This window comes from Flavobacterium odoriferum (genome assembly GCF_025499515.1).
GTDB lineage: Bacteria > Bacteroidota > Bacteroidia > Flavobacteriales > Flavobacteriaceae > Flavobacterium > Flavobacterium odoriferum.
Window position 1 is genome coordinate 105,515 of the sequence record NZ_JAMKFA010000012.1, and the last position, 17,973, is coordinate 123,487.

At 31.6% G+C, this 17,973-nt stretch carries 17 protein-coding genes; all 17 read right to left on the bottom strand.

All coding sequences use genetic code 11. From position 1 onward, the window contains the following. Positions 1-7: 7 nt before the first annotated feature. Positions 8-880: a hypothetical protein gene (locus tag M9Q43_RS10155; RefSeq protein WP_262318819.1), complete on the bottom strand. Its 873-nt coding sequence runs from the start codon at positions 878-880 to the stop codon at positions 8-10. Beyond that, complete coding sequence (locus M9Q43_RS10160; protein ID WP_262318820.1) at positions 880-2,313, bottom strand: MBOAT family O-acyltransferase; 1,434 nt, start codon at positions 2,311-2,313, stop codon at positions 880-882. The genes M9Q43_RS10155 and M9Q43_RS10160 overlap by 1 nt, the downstream gene beginning before the upstream one ends. Further along, positions 2,314-3,438, bottom strand: coding sequence for a UDP-N-acetylglucosamine 2-epimerase (neuC, locus tag M9Q43_RS10165; RefSeq protein WP_262318821.1), 1,125 nt, complete (start codon positions 3,436-3,438; stop codon positions 2,314-2,316). Positions 3,439-3,568: 130 nt separating this feature from the next. Then, on the bottom strand, positions 3,569-3,874 hold the full coding sequence (locus tag M9Q43_RS10170; protein WP_262318822.1) for a GIY-YIG nuclease family protein: 306 nt from the start codon (positions 3,872-3,874) through the stop codon (positions 3,569-3,571). A gap of 614 nt (positions 3,875-4,488) precedes the next feature. Continuing rightward, entirely contained in the window at positions 4,489-5,529 is a 1,041-nt protein-coding gene (gene neuB, locus M9Q43_RS10175) for an N-acetylneuraminate synthase (RefSeq protein ID WP_262318823.1), read from the bottom strand. A 25-nt stretch (positions 5,530-5,554) separates the two neighbouring features. Next, positions 5,555-6,217, bottom strand: a complete 663-nt coding sequence (locus M9Q43_RS10180; RefSeq protein WP_262318824.1) for an acylneuraminate cytidylyltransferase family protein — start codon at positions 6,215-6,217, stop codon at positions 5,555-5,557. 2 nt (positions 6,218-6,219) lie between these two features. Continuing rightward, a complete protein-coding gene (locus tag M9Q43_RS10185) occupies positions 6,220-7,233 on the bottom strand; it encodes a glycosyltransferase family A protein (protein WP_262318825.1) in 1,014 nt (337 codons plus the stop codon). Further along, the gene (locus M9Q43_RS10190; protein WP_262318826.1) at positions 7,224-8,372 is read right to left on the bottom strand and encodes a glycosyltransferase family 4 protein; all 1,149 of its coding nucleotides are present in this window, start codon (positions 8,370-8,372) and stop codon (positions 7,224-7,226) included. Before M9Q43_RS10190 ends, M9Q43_RS10185 begins: the two co-directional genes overlap by 10 nt. A 2-nt stretch (positions 8,373-8,374) precedes the next feature. Then, positions 8,375-9,538, bottom strand: coding sequence for a glycosyltransferase (locus M9Q43_RS10195; RefSeq protein ID WP_262318827.1), 1,164 nt, complete (start codon positions 9,536-9,538; stop codon positions 8,375-8,377). 1 nt (position 9,539) lies between these two features. Further along, entirely contained in the window at positions 9,540-10,529 is a 990-nt protein-coding gene (locus M9Q43_RS10200; protein ID WP_262318828.1) for a glycosyltransferase family 2 protein, read from the bottom strand. Positions 10,530-10,540: 11 nt separating this feature from the next. After that, complete coding sequence (locus M9Q43_RS10205) at positions 10,541-11,482, bottom strand: glycosyltransferase family 2 protein (RefSeq protein ID WP_262318829.1); 942 nt, start codon at positions 11,480-11,482, stop codon at positions 10,541-10,543. A 3-nt stretch (positions 11,483-11,485) separates the two neighbouring features. Then, positions 11,486-12,424: a glycosyltransferase family 2 protein gene (locus tag M9Q43_RS10210; protein ID WP_262318830.1), complete on the bottom strand. Its 939-nt coding sequence runs from the start codon at positions 12,422-12,424 to the stop codon at positions 11,486-11,488. Between the two features lies 1 nt (position 12,425). Further along, on the bottom strand, positions 12,426-13,292 hold the full coding sequence (locus M9Q43_RS10215; protein ID WP_262318831.1) for a dTDP-4-dehydrorhamnose reductase family protein: 867 nt from the start codon (positions 13,290-13,292) through the stop codon (positions 12,426-12,428). A gap of 3 nt (positions 13,293-13,295) precedes the next feature. After that, on the bottom strand, positions 13,296-14,414 hold the full coding sequence (wecB, locus tag M9Q43_RS10220; protein WP_262318832.1) for a non-hydrolyzing UDP-N-acetylglucosamine 2-epimerase: 1,119 nt from the start codon (positions 14,412-14,414) through the stop codon (positions 13,296-13,298). Between the two features lie 10 nt (positions 14,415-14,424). Then, on the bottom strand, positions 14,425-15,426 hold the full coding sequence (locus M9Q43_RS10225; RefSeq protein WP_262318833.1) for a polysaccharide biosynthesis protein: 1,002 nt from the start codon (positions 15,424-15,426) through the stop codon (positions 14,425-14,427). 3 nt (positions 15,427-15,429) lie between these two features. Beyond that, positions 15,430-16,704 carry an ABC transporter ATP-binding protein gene (locus M9Q43_RS10230; protein ID WP_262318834.1) on the bottom strand — a complete coding sequence of 425 codons (1,275 nt, stop codon included), beginning with the start codon at positions 16,702-16,704 and terminating at the stop codon, positions 15,430-15,432. A gap of 130 nt (positions 16,705-16,834) precedes the next feature. Then, complete coding sequence (locus M9Q43_RS10235) at positions 16,835-17,746, bottom strand: ABC transporter permease (RefSeq protein ID WP_262318835.1); 912 nt, start codon at positions 17,744-17,746, stop codon at positions 16,835-16,837. Positions 17,747-17,973 lie beyond the last annotated feature (227 nt).

The window sequence follows — 17,973 nt, forward strand, 5'->3', positions numbered from 1 at the left end:
AATTGTATTAGAAAAAATCGTTGATGATTTTTGATGTTAACAATTTAGCACCTTCATAATTTAAATGACCACAAGAAGAAAAATATTTGTCTTCAACTACAGAATTTTCATAGTTTAAAATTTCAGGATAAATTGTATTAATTTTTCTAAAATAATCAATTCCCTTTGTGTTTTCGCAAACTGGAGTAGTTACAACTATAAGCTTAATATTATTCTCTTTACACGTTTTTTTTATTAATTCATAAGACAAATTTCTTTTGGGAGTTTTATCCGTCAAATCATGACTCATGTTTTTTCCTTCATTCATTAGTGGAAATAAACCATAATTATGTAAACTATTAGAAGGTCTTTTTATCAATGAAAAAAACATTTCTCTAAAACCAATTTGAGGTTCATATTTTATGTACCGATAAAAAGGAATGTATTTAACATAGTTATAATCTGATAATTTATTCTGATAATAATTAGAGACTAATGAATTAGTAGTAATAAAAGGCATGTATTTAGCTTGATTTCCAAAGGAAAAACTGTCTGAATTTATATTCAAATCTACTTCCAAAATAAGATTTTTTATTTCATAATCATTATTTATCATTAATTGTAACAACAATGCTGTTTCTTGCAATTTAGAACCACTTATGCCATAATTAAATGCTTTATAACCTTTATCGATAAACAATTGAGAAACAAAATGATTATTAGCTCTTGACGAACCCATCATAATTACATCAAATTTCTTATTGTTGGTATTGATAACGTTTTCAACTTTGTTTCTTCCAATTGAATTTGAATAAATATAGGTATATCCAAAATCCAATATTAATGCAGAAGCTAATAATGCTATCAATATTTTTCCGATAAAGATTAAAAATTGTTTCATTAGAATTGAAAATAAATAAATTCTTTATAATCGGAATACACACCTAAAGCTAATAATGCCATAATGGCCAAAGTTACTTTTACCCAACTTGCTTTACCCGATAAGGGTTCTACTTTTGAACGATTGAACCATTCAACCACAACAAAAGCCAACACCAAAAGCACCAATTCAAAGTTGTACCTTTCGTTACTCAAATACTCCGATTTAAAGTGTAAATCGGTTACCATTTTTTGTATATAACCTACTGCTTCTGAAATCGATTTAGCTCTAAAAAAAATCCAAGCAATTGTAGTTAAGGCAAATGTGCCTAAAATATTTAAAATGGTTTTTACACTACCTAAATCCCAACCCATTTCAATTTCGCCCATATTGGAACGGTTTTTATTTTGAAGTAATAAAGGTAAGAAGTAAATCGCATTCAATAATCCCCAAATAATAAACGTCCAATTGGCGCCATGCCAAAATCCGCTCACTAGGAAAATGATAAATGTATTTCTAACTTTCATCCACATACCACCTTGACTGCCACCTAACGGAATATACAAGTAATCGCGGAACCAGGAAGATAACGAAATGTGCCAACGACGCCAAAACTCGGCAATGTCTCTAGAAAAATAAGGGTAATTGAAATTCTTTAATAAATCGATTCCAAACAATTTAGATGTTCCTAGTGCAATATCTGAATACCCTGAAAAATCGCCATAAATTTGGAAGGCAAAATAAACAGCTCCTAACGCTAACGACAACGAATTCATAGATTCGTAATTGTCAAAAACAGCATTCGCATACGTAGCGCAACTATCAGCAATCACTACTTTCTTCACTAATCCCCAAATAATTTGATAAACACCTTCTTTTGCCTTTTCAAAATTAAAGTGACGTTTGATTTTTACCTGTGGTAATAAATGTGTGGCTCTTTCGATGGGACCAGCTACCAAAAGTGGAAAGTAACTCACGAATAACGAATAATCTATAAAATTGCGTTCGGCGGTAATACGCTTGTAATAGATATCAATCACGTATGACAAGCCATGAAACGTATAAAATGAAATTCCAACAGGAAGAATTAATTTTAGTAAAACAGGATTCGCTTGAAATCCGAAACCTTGTAATAAATCGGCAAACGATTGTGCAAAAAAATCATAATATTTAAAAACCCCTAAAAACCCTAAGTTGATTCCGATAGTAATCCACAACCATAACTTTCGTTTTTTATCCGAAGAGCTGTTTTCCATCATAATAGCACTGAAGTAATCCAATAAGGTAGAAAACACTAATAAGAATAGAAAACGCCAATCCCAACAGGAATAAAAGTAATAACTCGCGACAATTAATACCGCATTTTGAGTGGTTTTATTTTTATTAAACACCAACCAATACAGTAAAAATACAATGGGCAAAAAAATGGCGAAGGATAAGGAGTTGAAGAACATTTAACTATCTCTAAATTGTTTTTGATGATTTAATTGCCAAATATCCTCATTTAAAAGGGATTTCAAAAATAATTCGGCACTATTTCCTTTTCCAAAATCGCTTTCTGTTGGTTGTACTTTATGAGTATCTATAACATTTAGAGCATTAGAAATACTTTCCGATGTATAATCCACATTGATAATATCTGCGTGAAGTGCCCTATTTTGTTGACGTGTACCAATATTGATAATGGGTAAACCGTAATAAGGTGCTTCTCTAATACCTGCGCTACTATTTCCAATAATGAACTGAGATTTTTTTAATAAAGTTAAAAAATATTCAAATCGCAAAGATGGGAAAATTCGAAAACGAGGATTTCCTTTTAATCTTTCATATGCTTTCAAAATGGTTTGACTTCCTAAATCGTTATTAGGATACACTACCACATAATTATGATAATCTTCTAATAAAGCATCTACAAAATTATCCGCATATTCCTGCATAAATTTGACTTCTGTAGTCACTGGATGGAACATTGCAACTGCATAGGTATCAAATGCAATTTCATAATACTGTTTTGCTGTTTCTAAATTAGGCAGTGTAGTAGAAAACATGATATCGACATCAGGAGAACCGATTGTAAAAATGGCATTTTCTAATTCACCCATTTGAATCAAACGTTTTTTTGCCTGCTTGTTAGAAACAAAATGTACGTGACTCATTTTACTGGTAGAGTGACGAATCAACTCATCAATAGTTCCCGAAACTTCACCACCTTCAATATGTGACACTAAAATATTATTCAAACTTCCAACAATAGCACCAGCTAATGCTTCTACTCTATCACCATGGATTACAATCATATCGGGTTCACACTGTTTTACATAAGCAGATAATCCTTCAATAGTTTTGGCTAAAGTTAAATCCATCGTGGTTTCATGGGTGTGATTTTCAAACGTGTGAATATTCGAAAATCCACATCTTTCCACTTCTAACAAAGTAAAGCCGTATTCCTTTTGCAAATGCATACCCGTAACAAAAATAAAAGGCTCAAATTCGGGATGTGCTTCCAAAATTTGAATCAAGGATTTTATTTTACCAAAATCGGCACGAGTACCCGTAAGAAAGAGGATTTTTTTGGACATTTTATTAATTGATATAGGTTTGCAAATATATGGCTTTTGATTAATTCTTTTTTAATCTAAATACAACTGAAATTCAATTCATCTTACTTACTAGAATGTCAGACTGAGCTTGTCGAAGTTCTTAGTAGCACTAATCTTCTTTCCCAAACTGAGTGTAATTCTTAGAAAATCTTACTAGTTTATCCCAATCTTCATCAATTAAAGCTTGTTTTTTTCTTCTGCTCCATCCTTTAATTTTTTTTTCAACCATAATTGCTTGAGTAGGATCAGTAAACATTTCAAACCAAACTAATTCAACTGGTCTTCTTGAATAAGTATAAGCGTCTTTATCAACTCCTACGTTATGTTCATATAATCTTCTTTCAATACTATTAGTGATTCCTGTATAAAAGGAATCATCTTTACATTTTAAAATATAAACATAGAATAATTTCATAAGATGTAATATAAAACCGTTTTCAATAGGCTTCGACAAGCTCAGCTTGACAAAGGTGAAATTACAAAATTAAAGAACTTTACTTTTCAACTGAAACTAATTGACTCTGATGTCAGACTGAGCTTGTCAAATTCATTTGTAGTAATATATATTTTCATTAGGCTTCGACAAGCTCAGCTTGACAAAGGTGAAATTACAAAATTAAAGAACTTTACTTTTCAACTGAAACTAATTGACTCTGATGTCAGACTGAGCTTGTCAAATTCATTTGTAGTAATATATATTTTCATTAGGCTTCGACAAGCTCAGCTTGACAAAGGTGAAATTACAAAATTAAATAACTTACTTTTCAACTGAAACTAATTGACTCCTATGTCAGACTGAGCTTGTCGAAGTCATTTGTAGCAATATATATTTTCATTAGGCTTCGACAGGCTCAGCTTGACAAAGGTGAAATTACAAATTTAAATAACTTACTTTTCAACTGAAACTAATTGACTCCTATGTCAGACTGAGCTTGTCGAAGTCATTTGTAGCAATATATATTTTCATTAGGCTTCGACAGGCTCAGCTTGACAAAGGTGAAATTACAAATTTAAAAGAACTATAAAAATCTACTCAAAATCACCAAAATCCAATTGCTCATCATTTGCAATGTCTCTTGTCGCTTTTTTACCTAATAACGAATCAAAATGCTCTGCTAGAATCTTACCAGTTCCAGGTCGCTTTACCCAAATATTCTCTTTGGTTAAGATTTCGCCTTTTTGAATAGAGGCAATAGAACAAACTGTTGCAAAAGCAAAATCAATCGTTACTTGCTCTTCATCTGCAGGTTGTTTGGTTCCACCACGCATTTGAGCCATTTCGGCACTATTGATGATTAATTCTTTTGTAGCTTGTTCATCCATACTACATACAATATCTGGACCTGTTCGGTTCATGTGATCTGTAAAGTGTCGCTCTAAAATGGATGCACCTAATGCAACTGCACCTAAACAAGCATTATTATTTAAGGTATGATCTGATAATCCAAAAACCTTATCAGGAAACGCTTGATGCATTTCCATCATGGCGCCAAATCGAACTAAATGAATAGGTGTTGGATATAAATTAGTAGTATGTAATAAAGCCACAGGAACATTATGTTTGTCAAAAATGGCTACTGCTTTTTGAATACTTTCAATTGTATTCATACCTGTACTTAAAATGACTGGTTTTCCAAAAGAGGCAATATGTTCTAATAAAGGATAATTATTACATTCTCCAGAACCAATTTTATAGGCAGGTATATCAAACTTTTTTAAACGTTCGGCAGCAGCACGAGAAAATGGAGTAGATATAAAAATCATACCTTTACTTTCTACATAATTTTTTAATTCTAATTCGTCGTCTTCATTTAAAGCGCAACGCTCCATAATTTCATAAATGGAAACATCTGCATTTCCTGGAATTACTTTTTTAGCCGCGCCACTCATTTCGTCGGCAACAATATGTGTTTGGTGTTTGACTACCTCAACGCCAGCTCTATGTGCTGCATCAACCATTTCTTTGGCTACTTGCAAAGAACCTTCGTGATTGATTCCGATTTCTGCAATGACTAATGGTGGAAAATCTTGACCAATTTTTCTTCCTGAAATTTCTATATAGGGATTCATATATTTAGTGATTAGTGAATAGTAATTAGTGTTTAGTTTTATTTAAAAGAAATTGTGCGTAATCAAAATCTTCTTGTGTATCAATATCTACATTAGCAAAAGGATGATTTACTTCTAACGGAAAAGCATCTTTTGTAATGATTTCATTATTTAATATTACAGATGCTTTTGTAATGTAAAGCAACCCATTTTCATAATACAAAGGTTCTAAATCTTGACTGCGTTGCCCTACTTCATAATTGTAAGGAATGAATTTATGGTTTGTAATTTTTCCTAATTTATGATGACTTCGTGAAACGGTAAACAAACTGTTCACTTGTTTTTCTTGAAAAAGAACAAAGGCGTCTTGTAATAAATTATCTGGACGCAGTGGATTAGTAGCTTGCAAAAGAATTACATTTTCAATTACTCCATCAATTGATTCTAAAACATGTTTTAGAGCAGAAACAGTAAGTTCAAAATCCCCTGAAAGTGATTGAGGTCTATCGATTACCAAAGCGCCATATTGTAACGCTACTTTTTTTATTGCTTCATCATCTGTGGAAACATAAACTGCGTCTATAAATTTGTGTTGTTGTGCATACAAAATACTGTGCGCCAACAAAGGAATACTACCTAATAGTTTTATATTTTTTCCTGGTAAGCGTTTTGAACCACCTCTTGCAGGAATTATAGCTATTGTTTTCATCTTTAATACTGTTTAGCTTCTTCTGAAGTTAGACCTTTGAAACGCAAATACAATTGCCAAAAAGGTTTTCTAAAAATTAATCTCGAGAAAAATTTCATATAAAAATCATTCAAAACTCCAGAATATACTTTATTGTCAACACTATTTTCAAAAGTTGAGGAATCGGAAATTATATTGTCAAACTCATCCAGCATCCAATTTTCTTTCACATTTCCTAAATGATAGGCGTAGTTATTTTGCGTAGATAATCTCCACAATCCCAAATCGGTAGCGGGTTTATCTAATAATAATTTTTCGCTATCTCCTCCTAAACTATAAGTTGAAAAACGTTGTTTTAGTACATCAAAGCTAACCCCTTTGTATGTGGCAACAAAATGTCCTGCACCAATCAAAGCTGTCGTACTTCCTCTTGTTATAGTTAATTGTTTTTCTAAATGTATAGCTTTAAACAAGGATTCATTACCAATACTTTTTGCAAAAGCTTCCATCCCAGCCTTAGCAACAACAGGTGAAAAAGCTGTATTTTTTGAAAAAAAAGTTTCACCAATTATATTTGCTGTATAGTATCTTAAATTTTTAGGATTTGGTACTGGCGAAACAACTCCTGCTCGAGGAAAAATCTCAAACACTTCATAAGTAGCTTTTTGCCAATTATTTAAGAACAAAACATCTGCATCTGATATGGTAATTAAAGGAAATTGATGTCCAGACAATCCTTTTAAAATTGCGTTTAATTTTCCAATTGCAGTAGTATGAATAACTTCTTGTAATTTGGCTTCTTGTTGTAACTGATTCAGATAGTTTACTACTTCAATACAACTTCCATTGTTTACAATAGTAATGTAAGTTTTGTCATGGCATGTTTTAAAAAGTGATTCCAAACACAACTGCAAAATTTGAAAACTATCTTTAAAATAATCGTTTTGATGCGGAATATAAACAGGAACAATTACCTGATGGTTGTAATCAGATTTTGAAAGAACTTTATCTTTATTAGGGTTGAAACCTACTCGCATGTATCGTTTTCAATTTGTTGGTATAAAGCTACTATTTTTTGTTGGTTTGTTTTTAAATCAACGTATTCTTTAGCTAATTTATAATTTTTCATTGAAGCTGAGGCAATCCATTCTTGATTTTGAATAGCTTTTAAAATTAAATTTCTAATTTCTTCAATATCCTCAGGATCTTGAATTAAAAACCCATTATTACCTTCATCTATAATTTCAGCTGTTGCACCGCCTGGATTTGACTGAATAGGAAAAGCACCCATAATCATAGCCTCCAATACTGTGTTAGGCATTCCATCTGAAATATTATTGCCTATATAAATAGCAGACTGACCCATTAATTTTAAAACATCTTCTTGCTTTAAACCATGCCTGTCATAGACTTGAAAAGGTAGTTTTTTATTATTAACGTAATCTTCAACAATTTTATGAGCTCCAAACACAACAACTGTATAATCATTTAATTGCTCTCTGACACTTTCTAATGCTTTGATAACATTCAAGGCTCTTCCAAAAAGATGGTGATATCCTTTTACGATGATTATTTTTCTATCTGCAAAAGGTTTTTTAAAATTTTCAAAAAAAGACAAATCATAACCACCACCAGTTGGAATTGCTCCGAGAAATTCCCCTTTAAAACCATTTTGGTTGGCTAAAACAGCATCGCGGTTACAATCAGCAGTCATATAGTCTACTCTCGACAATACTTGATTTAATTTGGATTTATGATTTGGTAAGTTTTGATAGTAGAAAATATCATTACCCCAACAGTTATATAACCATTTGATTTTAGAATATTTCAACATGGTTTTTACAATAGGATAAGAACAACTTTGCATTTCAAAACTCTGAACTAAATCAGGCTGAATGCTTTTGATTATTTTTTCTAACGCTTCGTTTTCTGTTACTTCTAAAAACGGACGAATTAATTGATAAAAGCTTGGAAACTTTTTAGAAAACCAATGTTCTCCTTTTATGTAAGGTAATTTCCTTTTTTTCCATCCGGTAAATTGAATAATAGACTCAAGTGTATTTATTTTTCCTTTTCCTGAAATATCAAACCAATACAATTCATGATCCGATTCTTTCAGATTTTCAATCCAACGAGTAGCATGAATAGAATGCATTGATAGTAAAAGGATTTTCATTTTTAATTGTTCAATATTATTTGTAATTCTTTAAAATAATTTTCAGCAGAGTTTTGGCTAATCATTTTAGCGTTCTTTTCTCCTTCATTTTTTCTTAAATTTTCATTCGCTATTAATTCTTTCATTTTCTGAATCAAAATATTTTTATCATTCGGAATTAAAAAAGGAGAATCTCCTAAAAGAGCACAACAACCTTTATGATTCGATGCAATAACTGGCAATCCATACAACATATACTCCATAACTACATTTGGCGTACCTTCTATTTCGGAGACTAAAACTCCTATATCCAAAACATTTAACACCTCATGTACGTCAACCCCTGAAAGCAAAGAAACCTTATCTTCAATATCTAGTTTTTTGATTAATTCAATTAGTTTGTTATACTTTTTTAGTGTATTCTCGTTGTTATCTTTATTTCCTAATAGTACTAAATGAATGTTAGTATTTAAAGCGATATGAGAAAATGCTTCAATTAATAACTCTTGATATTTTTCTTCTCTATAATGTGCTATCATACCTATAATAAATGAATCTTTCGGTATTGATAAGTGCTCTTTTAAATTTTCTTTATCTAAATCTTGCTTTTCAATTGCTAAAAATTGCGGTAAAATTTTTAATTTTTCTTGAGGAACTTTATAATACTCTTTAAATACTTGCAAACCATTTTCTGCATTTGCAATAATTGCTGGTGATTTTTCAACTGCAATTCTTTCTAACCAATCATAAAAACAAACTTCTAAACCTAATTGATGCCAAAAAGTGGTTTTTGCTCCTGTGAAATTATAAATTAATGAGGCTATTTTAGAAGGTCCATTCATAAATGGGACTAAAACATCTGGTTTTAACTTTCTAATTCCGAGAGTTATTTTTATTAAATATCTAAGAGCTCTTATCCCTTTTTTTAAATTCTTTACAGATAATTCATTTTTTACAGACAATGAAGGTTCACCAAAATAATTTACTTTATCAATTCCAATCTCGTTAAGAAAACTTTTAAACTCATCTGATTGGTCATTAGAATACGTTACAACAATTGAAACCGAACAATTATAGTGGTCTTTTACATATTTTGCAAATCCCAAAGCTTGACGTTCTGCCCCACCTAAAATAGCATCTTTAATAAGAATAACAACATTTTTATTTTGAAAACTAAAATCTGCCATGTTAGTTATATATTTTTTTTATTAATCGAGCAATGCCACTTCCTTTAATGGATGCAAAAGGCAATAAAACACGGTCAACCAAAAAGAATTTAAAAGCCGTTTTACTGTCCAAAAAACCATATGCTGCAAGCAAATGTACTATTTTCTTGTTATCTCCTTTAAATGCTTCAGTATTTTCTAAAATCTGAAAACGAAATATTTTTTTATAGGATTCTATAAAATAAGATTTTATATCTTGATTTTTAAACTGTTTTTCAGGATTTTGTCGCACCAACTCTACAACACTTAATAATAGTGTTTGAAAAGATTTTACCATTTTGGTTTTAATCTCTAAAGAGTTATACTTGGTTTGATAATTTGAATCGTTTCTATAATAACAATCAATAGTGTTGAAAACCTGAAAATCGATTGCTTTTACAATTGCTTTTATAGCTACTTCTAAGTCTTCAAAAACGACCAAACTAGGACTAAAATGGATGGTTTTAAAAAAATCAGTTTTATAAATTGGAGCCGTAATGGGCCACTGACCGTGCAATTGAATAAAAGATTCTAAAATGCGGGTTTTATCTTGTTCGACTACTATTTCTTTTTTAGAAAAATCGGGTTCCTCAACAAAACGCTCCATTTGAAACACTAAAAAATCACATTCTGGATTTTGTTGGAATTGTGCTACTCGATTTTCTAAACAAGTCGTCGCCAATAAATCATCGGCATCTAAAAAAATCAAGTAATCTCCTTTGGCTTTGGAAACACCATAATTTCGAGCAGAAGAAGGCCCTTTGGGCAAATCTACTGGTCGTTTATACAATTGAAAACGATTATCTTTTTCTTGATAATTCACAGAAATAGTTTCCGTTAAATCTATAGAACCATCATCTACTAAAATACATTCCCAATTCGTATAAGTTTGTGAAAGTACGCTATTTAAAGTTGCCTTTATGTGCTTACTGCTATTGAACGTGGGAATAATTATGGAAACCAGTGGTTGCAAATCGTTTGTATTTATCGGAACAAAAATGGGAAAAGTTGCTTTCTTTTCCTAATAATTGGGCAGTATTTAATAGCTAAAGTTGAGGCAATTAGTTTCGGATTTGATTTTAGTAAATAAAACCAATACTTGAACTCTGTTAATAAGCTATACTTTTCTTTGTAGCGGTAATAAAATAGCCAATTCAATAGTAAATCGATTTTAGCTTTTTCGATGTTATTTTGAAAACCCCAATAAATAACCGATTCATACATCTTAAACCAATATTTTTTATATAATTCTTTAACATTAAAACTATTCGTAACATGAACACCGCGCATAGCAACGGCTTCTTTTATGTTTCCAGCAACTAATTTTGAGGTTAGTGCCATTTTAAGCAACCAATCCGTATCTTCCGCCACAACTAAATGCTCTTGAAAAAGTCCGATTTTAGTTAATACTTCTTTTTTGATAGTTAAACCATCAATAGAAAAATAGCCTTTTTTACCGTTTAATAAATAGCCAAATAATTCTTGCGGCGGAATAGCCTCTGTAACGGTAGTTAAAGATAATTCTTGGTGTTCTTCATCTGAAAAATCTCTATAAAAATGAACTCCAATAGCATTGTAAACACCGTCAATTGTAGTATCGCTACTAAAAATTTTGCGGTCGGTTTCAAAACGATTTTCCAAGTAAAAATCATCGGCATCTAAAAAGGCAATAAAAGGTTGGGTTGCTTTTTGCAAGGCTAAATTACGACTTGCAGAACGTCCTTTATTAACCTTATTTTCATGATGATAGATTTTAATTCTAGCATCGGATTGTTGTAATTTCTGAAGAATAGCTAAAGAATCATCCGTACTTCCATCGTTTACTAAAACCACTTCTTTTACTTCGTTATGAAACAAAGCCGAAGTCACCGCTTTTTCAATATAAGCAGCAGCGTTGTAAACGGGGATGATGACGGAGATATTCAATTTTTAAATTTTAGCCAATATTTTCAATAGCTTTAAACCTATTTTTCTTTTAAGTTTATTCTTGATAATGGCATTGGTTAAGGTATTAAATTCAAAAAAATAATTGCTTTCTGTTTTATTTTCTTTTGAATCTTTACAGTGAACATTTTCAATGTAATTTACCTTCCAATGCGAATTGCATTTTGTAATTTGTTCAAAGATGAATTTGTTTCGTTTATAGCTTTCAAATCTTCTCTTGTTAGCTTCTACTAAATCATTAGGCGCAACGTAATGGTTTTGGTGTAACACAATGGTATCATCAATGAATTTAATTTGCATATTTTTATTTTTGATACGCCAAATTAATTCATCATCATCATATCCTACTCCTTTTGCATAGCGCTCATCAAATCCTCCCAAATCAAATAAATCAGTACTCATTAGCGCTGCACAAAAATGAAAGGCTTCTGGGCGAAATTTTGAGTGATTGTACCAGCCTAAATCGCCATCAGTAGTGAATGATCTATTATTGTTTTCGATAAGTTTAACAATGTTCTTTTCATCAAAAAAAAGCGCATCATCGTCAGTATTCAATTTATCCATTGAAAAACATCCAAAACTCAAATATTCGTTTTCTTTTAAATGAGCATCCACATATTCTAAAACGGCACCAAAATGATAACATTCTGGATTTTGAATAATAACTTTATCACCTTTAACCGCTTCAAAGCCTATATTAAAAGGAATACAAGGATTTTTATACCATTTGTTTTGTTTTTCTAAACGAATAACATTTAGAAAAGGAAAATCGGTTTGTAAATCTTCTAATCGCTCTACTTCATCACTACCATCATCTACTACAATAACTTCAAAATTGATTTTACCATAATAAGGCAACATACTTTTTAAAGTACGAGTAAATAACTTTTTTCGGTTGTAATAAGCAGTAACTACAGATATCATATTATAATGAATAGTGTTTGTATAGGGTGTTTTGGCTTAAAATCCAAGCTTTCAAATCTATTAACATTTGTTCGTAAGTGGGAACGTGGTAGTCAAAATCTTGACTTGTAAATAGTAAACTCTTGTCTACTTTATAAGCATCGTAATCCACAATTTCCAATTGGTTGTTTCGAAATACAGAATTAAACAATTGCAACAATTCGTATTTATTTATTTTTTCGTTTGGCACCACTTGAATAATTCCTGAAATGTTTTGGTTGATTATTTCATGAACCACTTTTGCTAATTCAAGTGTTGTCAAACCTGTCCAATAGGCATTAGAATAACCATTCAACTTAGCGTCTAAAGGTTGACTCAAAAACCAATGCAACAATCCGATACCGTTTGGATTAATTTCAGGTCCGATGATTGAGGTTCTGATGGTGACATCTTTTGGATTATCAATTTCTCCCAATGCTTTTGATTGGGCATAAAACCCGATGCCGTCTTTTACATCGGCTTCCGTGTAATTTCCTTTTTTGCCTGAAAACACACAATCAGTACTGATGTGAATTACTTTGGTTTGGGTATTCTTTGTAATTTCCTCTAAAAAATGCGGAAAATAACTATTGAACCAAACTGCCTTTGACGGATGATCTTCGGCGTCTTTGTTTAAAATTCCAATACAATTTACTACAACATCAAATTGATGCTCATTAATTATGGTTAGAAGCTTTTCCTTATCACTTACATCGACATTAAAACTTTTTTTATTTTCCGAAATGTTTCTGGCAACAGTAAACACCTCGAAAGTATCGATTGCAGTAAAATAACTTTGCATGACATGTCCTGCCATACCTTTAGAACCAATAATTAAAATTTTCTTCATAAATTATTTATTCCAAGTTACCAGATTTACAATTTTAGTGTAACTCATAATTGCTTTTATAACCCTATCTGAGCTATTTAAAACTTCATATTCTAATGGGATTTTGATTTCGCTATCGAATAATCCTTTTGTAATTTCAATTGAATTTATGATTTCGTCTTCATTAATTCCTCCTAAAATGATGGTTCCGGCATCAACGGCTTCTGGTCGCTCAGTGCTAGTACGAATACTTACCGCTGGGAATTTCATCATCGCTGATTCTTCGCTAATAGTACCGCTATCAGACAACACGATGAATGCATTTTGTTGCAACTGTACATAATCAAAGAATCCTAGTGGCGCTACATTTTGAATCAATGGATGAAATGTAATTTTTTGAGAATCAATTCTTTTTTTAGTTCTTGGATGTGTTGAAAAAATAACGGGTAATTGATATTTCTCAGCTACTTTATTTAAGGCATTCGTTAAGGCTTTAAAATTAGCATCAATATCCACATTTTCTTCTCTATGTGCGCTAACTACAATATATTTTTTACTGGTAAGTTGTAATTGTTCTAAAACGTTACTTGAATTAATTTTACTAGAATGAACGTGTAAAACCTCTTTCAATGGGGAACCAATCACAAAAACATGGTCTTTACGAAAACCCTCACTTAACAAATAACGTCTGCTATTCTCTGTGTAAGTTAGGTTGATATCGCTAATATGATCCGATATTTTTCTATTGATTTCTTCAGGCACATTTTGGTCAAAACAACGATTTCCTGCTTCCATATGAAAAATTGGAATTTTTAATCGTTTAGCGGCAATCGTACTCAATACGCTATTCGTATCTCCTAAAACCAAAAGCGCATCAGGTTTTTCTTTTGATAATACTTCGTAGGATTTTGCGATAACATTACCAATAGTTTCCCCAAGATGACTTCCGGCTACATTTAAAAAATAATCCGGTTTTCTTAGTCCTAAATCTTCAAAAAAGATTTCGTTTAATTCATAATCATAATTTTGTCCAGTGTGAATTAAAATATGATTGAAATAGATATCACTTTTTTTGATACATTCGGCTAATCGAATAATCTCAGGTCTTGTTCCTAATATTGTTGCTAGTTTTAACTTTTTCATTTGCAGTCAATCATTTAAATTCTTCTAAGGTAAGCAACAAATTTTTCACACCTTCAACATCTAATTGGGTAGTATTATGTGAATTATAATCCTGAATTTCAGGTAAAATATCTTTCCCTTCAGAGAAATATTGGCTGTAATTTAAATTTCTATTATCGGCAGGAATACGGAAAAATCCGCCCATATCCTCAGCCTTCGCCATTTCTTCACGGGTACACAAGGTCTCATATAATTTTTCTCCGTGTCTTGTTCCGATAACTTTGATTTGATTTGAAGCGTTTTTAATTTCTAAAATTGCTTTTGCTAAATCGTTAATAGTGGAAGCTGGTGCTTTGTTTATAAAAATATCCCCTGGATTAGCGTTCTCAAAAGCAAACAAAACCAACTCAACAGCATCATTAAGCGACATTAAGAAACGCGTCATACTTGGGTCGGTTACCGTTAAATCTTCTCCTTTTTCAATTTGACTCAAGAAAAGAGGAATAACAGAACCTCTTGAAGCCATTACATTGCCGTAACGGGTCAAACATATTGTTGTTTTTGTGGTATTTCTCGATTCTGCAATAGCTACTTTTTCCATCATAGCTTTTGACATTCCCATGGCATTAATTGGATAAGCTGCTTTATCTGTAGACAAACAAATTACTTTTTCCACCTTATTTTGAATGGCAGCTCTCAATAGATTGTGAGTTCCCTCAACATTAGTTTTTACCGCTTGCATTGGGAAAAACTCACAAGATGGCACTTGTTTTAGAGCCGCTGCATGAAACACATAGTCGACTCCTAACATAGCTGACTCAATGGAAGTAAAATCCCTTACATCTCCAATATAAAATTTAATTTTTTCATTTTTATAGTGATTACGCATGTCATCTTGCTTCTTTTCATCTCTAGAAAAAATGCGAATCTCTTTAAAATGGTCGGTATTTAAAAACCGGTTTAGGACTGCGGTTCCAAAAGAACCTGTTCCACCAGTTATTAATAGTACTTTATTTTTTATTTGGTTATTCATAGTTTACTCTATATATTCCCACTGACTAGGAACCCCGATTTTACCTGGGTAATTAATATTATATTGACTTAAATAAGAATGTTGACTTTCTTCTATTTCAAATGTAATTACATTTGAAATTTCATTTTGCACTACTCCTTTAACAGGGGAATAAATTGCAAATGTAACATTATAGGCACCAGAGGTAAGAATGTTTCTAGGAAGTTTACATAGTAACTTAGAATCCCCAATTATATTACTTTTGAACCGCTTACTAGAATAATCACCAGACCAATAAATTAGTTCGTCGTTGATGTCTTTTAAATCAACTGTGACATATGCTCCTTCTACTATTTGACGTGTTATAACTTCAAACTCAAAAATTAATTCATCATCAGTTGTAAAGATTTTATTTGCTCTATTATTTAACAAATTTACACTTTTAATTTGCATTGGTAAATTTGGCGAATCAGAATATTTAATGGATAAATTTCTATCATTTGAAATCAAATTATTTTCATAATAATTAATAACACTTTCAATATTTCCATTGAAAACATTTTTTCCATTATGTAGAACAATTCCTTTATTACAAAGCTTTTTTACACTTGCCATAGAATGACTCACGAACAAAACAGTTCTTCCCTCTCCTTTGCTCACCTCGTTCATTTTGCCTAAACACTTTTTTTGAAACTCAGCATCGCCAACAGCCAACACCTCATCTACAATCAAAATTTCGGATTCTAAATGTGCCGCAACAGCAAATGCCAAACGCACATACATTCCAGAAGAATAACGCTTAACTGGCGTATCAATATAACGTTCAACTCCAGAAAAGGCTACGATTTCATCAAACTTACGCTTGATTTCATGTTTGCGCATACCTAAAATAGCACCATTCAAATAAATATTCTCTCTGCCCGTCATTTCAGGATGAAAACCAGTACCAACTTCCAACAATGAGGCAATGCGACCTTTTGTGTATATTTTACCTGTAGTAGGTTGTGTAACTTGACTTAATATTTTTAACAAAGTGGACTTCCCAGCACCATTACGACCAATAATTCCGACAGAATCTCCTTGATTGATTTCGAAATTAATGTCGCGTAAACTCCAAACATAATCACTTTCACCTTTGCTGCTTCTATCATTAGCTTCTCCAATTTTTAAAAAAGGATCTTCTTTGCCTCGTAAATTATGCCACCAACGCTTCATATCGTCTTTAACCGTGCCCGTTCCCACAAGTCCTAGACGATATTGTTTGGATATATTTTCTGCTTTTATTACTACTTTACTCATTTTATTTTAGTGAGTAGTGAATAGTGAATAGTGAGTAGTTGGATTTCCATACTAAGCACTATTCTCTATTCACTACTTTTTTATATAATTTAAAACTAATCATTCACAACTCTCTATTTACTATACAACACTAAACCGTATCCATAAAAGTCTTCTGCGTCTTGTTAAAAACCAAGACTCCAATTGCTAAAATAACAATTGAAAATATCGATGGATAAACTAAATCTAAAATCGTAAACTCACCAACACCTAAATAGGCAAATCGCATGTAATCAAACAAACCTACTAAGGGGTTTAATTCAACCACCCATTGATAATCTAAAGGCACCGTTGAACTTGGATAGATAACTGGAGTAGCATACATAAACAACTGCACTCCAAAACCAATCAACTGATTCAAATCTTTATATTTTGTAGTCATGGAAGATAAAATTAATCCTATTCCCATAGAAATTAACGCCATTAAAATAATTACAATTGGTGTTGCTGCAATCCATGTATTTGGTCTAATTTCATTTTGAGAATAATAATAACCCACAAAACAGAGAAATAATAAAAATTGAACACCAAACTTCATTAAGTTGGAAATTACAATAGTTAACGGCATAATCAAACGAGGAAAATATACTTTCCCAAAAATAGATGCATTAACATTAAATACTCCAGAAACACTTGTTAAACAAGTTGAAAAGTAATTCCAAAGCGTAATACCCGCCATATAAAAAACCAACTTAGGAGCTCCATCTGTGGACAATTGGGCAACATTCCCAAAAATAATGGTAAACGTAATTGTTGTTAAAATCGGTTGAATAAAAAACCAAAGTGGTCCTAAAATGGTCTGTTTGTATACCGTTACAAAATCTCTTCTTACAAACAAAACCAACAAATCACGATAGTGCCACAATTCTTTTAAATTAAGATCCAAAAGACTGTGTCTTGATTCTATTACCGCATCCCATTGCTCGGTATTTTCTGTTTCTTGTGTAGAAGAAAACTTATTGCTTAAATTACTTTCCTCTTCTGAAAATTCGGTTTTATTCATGTATACGGGGGACTTTCATTTTTACCATATCAAAAATACACTATTTTAAACAGCAGACAAATTAATTCAAGAAATATGACACCATCACTACTAAAAAATAAAAAAACTGCACTAAAATAACAATTCCCTAATTTAAATTTTACAAATCATTCTTCTCTCAGGTAAGCATAAGTAATTTTATACCGACTTTTACCTCTATCAAAATAACATATAAGAAAATAATACTT

Coding starts and splice junctions, on each gene's coding strand:
- M9Q43_RS10180 (WP_262318824.1), bottom strand. CDS start 6,217: ATGAAAACAATAGCTATAATTCCTGCAAGAGGTGGTTCAAAACGCTTA.
- M9Q43_RS10210 (WP_262318830.1), bottom strand. CDS start 12,424: ATGATATCTGTAGTTACTGCTTATTACAACCGAAAAAAGTTATTTACT.
- neuC (WP_262318821.1), bottom strand. CDS start 3,438: ATGTCCAAAAAAATCCTCTTTCTTACGGGTACTCGTGCCGATTTTGGT.
- M9Q43_RS10185 (WP_262318825.1), bottom strand. CDS start 7,233: ATGCGAGTAGGTTTCAACCCTAATAAAGATAAAGTTCTTTCAAAATCT.
- M9Q43_RS10225 (WP_262318833.1), bottom strand. CDS start 15,426: ATGAATAACCAAATAAAAAATAAAGTACTATTAATAACTGGTGGAACA.
- wecB (WP_262318832.1), bottom strand. CDS start 14,414: ATGAAAAAGTTAAAACTAGCAACAATATTAGGAACAAGACCTGAGATT.
- M9Q43_RS10195 (WP_262318827.1), bottom strand. CDS start 9,538: ATGGCAGATTTTAGTTTTCAAAATAAAAATGTTGTTATTCTTATTAAA.
- M9Q43_RS10215 (WP_262318831.1), bottom strand. CDS start 13,292: ATGAAGAAAATTTTAATTATTGGTTCTAAAGGTATGGCAGGACATGTC.
- M9Q43_RS10235 (WP_262318835.1), bottom strand. CDS start 17,746: ATGAATAAAACCGAATTTTCAGAAGAGGAAAGTAATTTAAGCAATAAG.
- M9Q43_RS10170 (WP_262318822.1), bottom strand. CDS start 3,874: ATGAAATTATTCTATGTTTATATTTTAAAATGTAAAGATGATTCCTTT.
- M9Q43_RS10155 (WP_262318819.1), bottom strand. CDS start 880: ATGAAACAATTTTTAATCTTTATCGGAAAAATATTGATAGCATTATTA.
- neuB (WP_262318823.1), bottom strand. CDS start 5,529: ATGAATCCCTATATAGAAATTTCAGGAAGAAAAATTGGTCAAGATTTT.
- M9Q43_RS10190 (WP_262318826.1), bottom strand. CDS start 8,372: ATGAAAATCCTTTTACTATCAATGCATTCTATTCATGCTACTCGTTGG.
- M9Q43_RS10230 (WP_262318834.1), bottom strand. CDS start 16,704: ATGAGTAAAGTAGTAATAAAAGCAGAAAATATATCCAAACAATATCGT.
- M9Q43_RS10160 (WP_262318820.1), bottom strand. CDS start 2,313: ATGTTCTTCAACTCCTTATCCTTCGCCATTTTTTTGCCCATTGTATTT.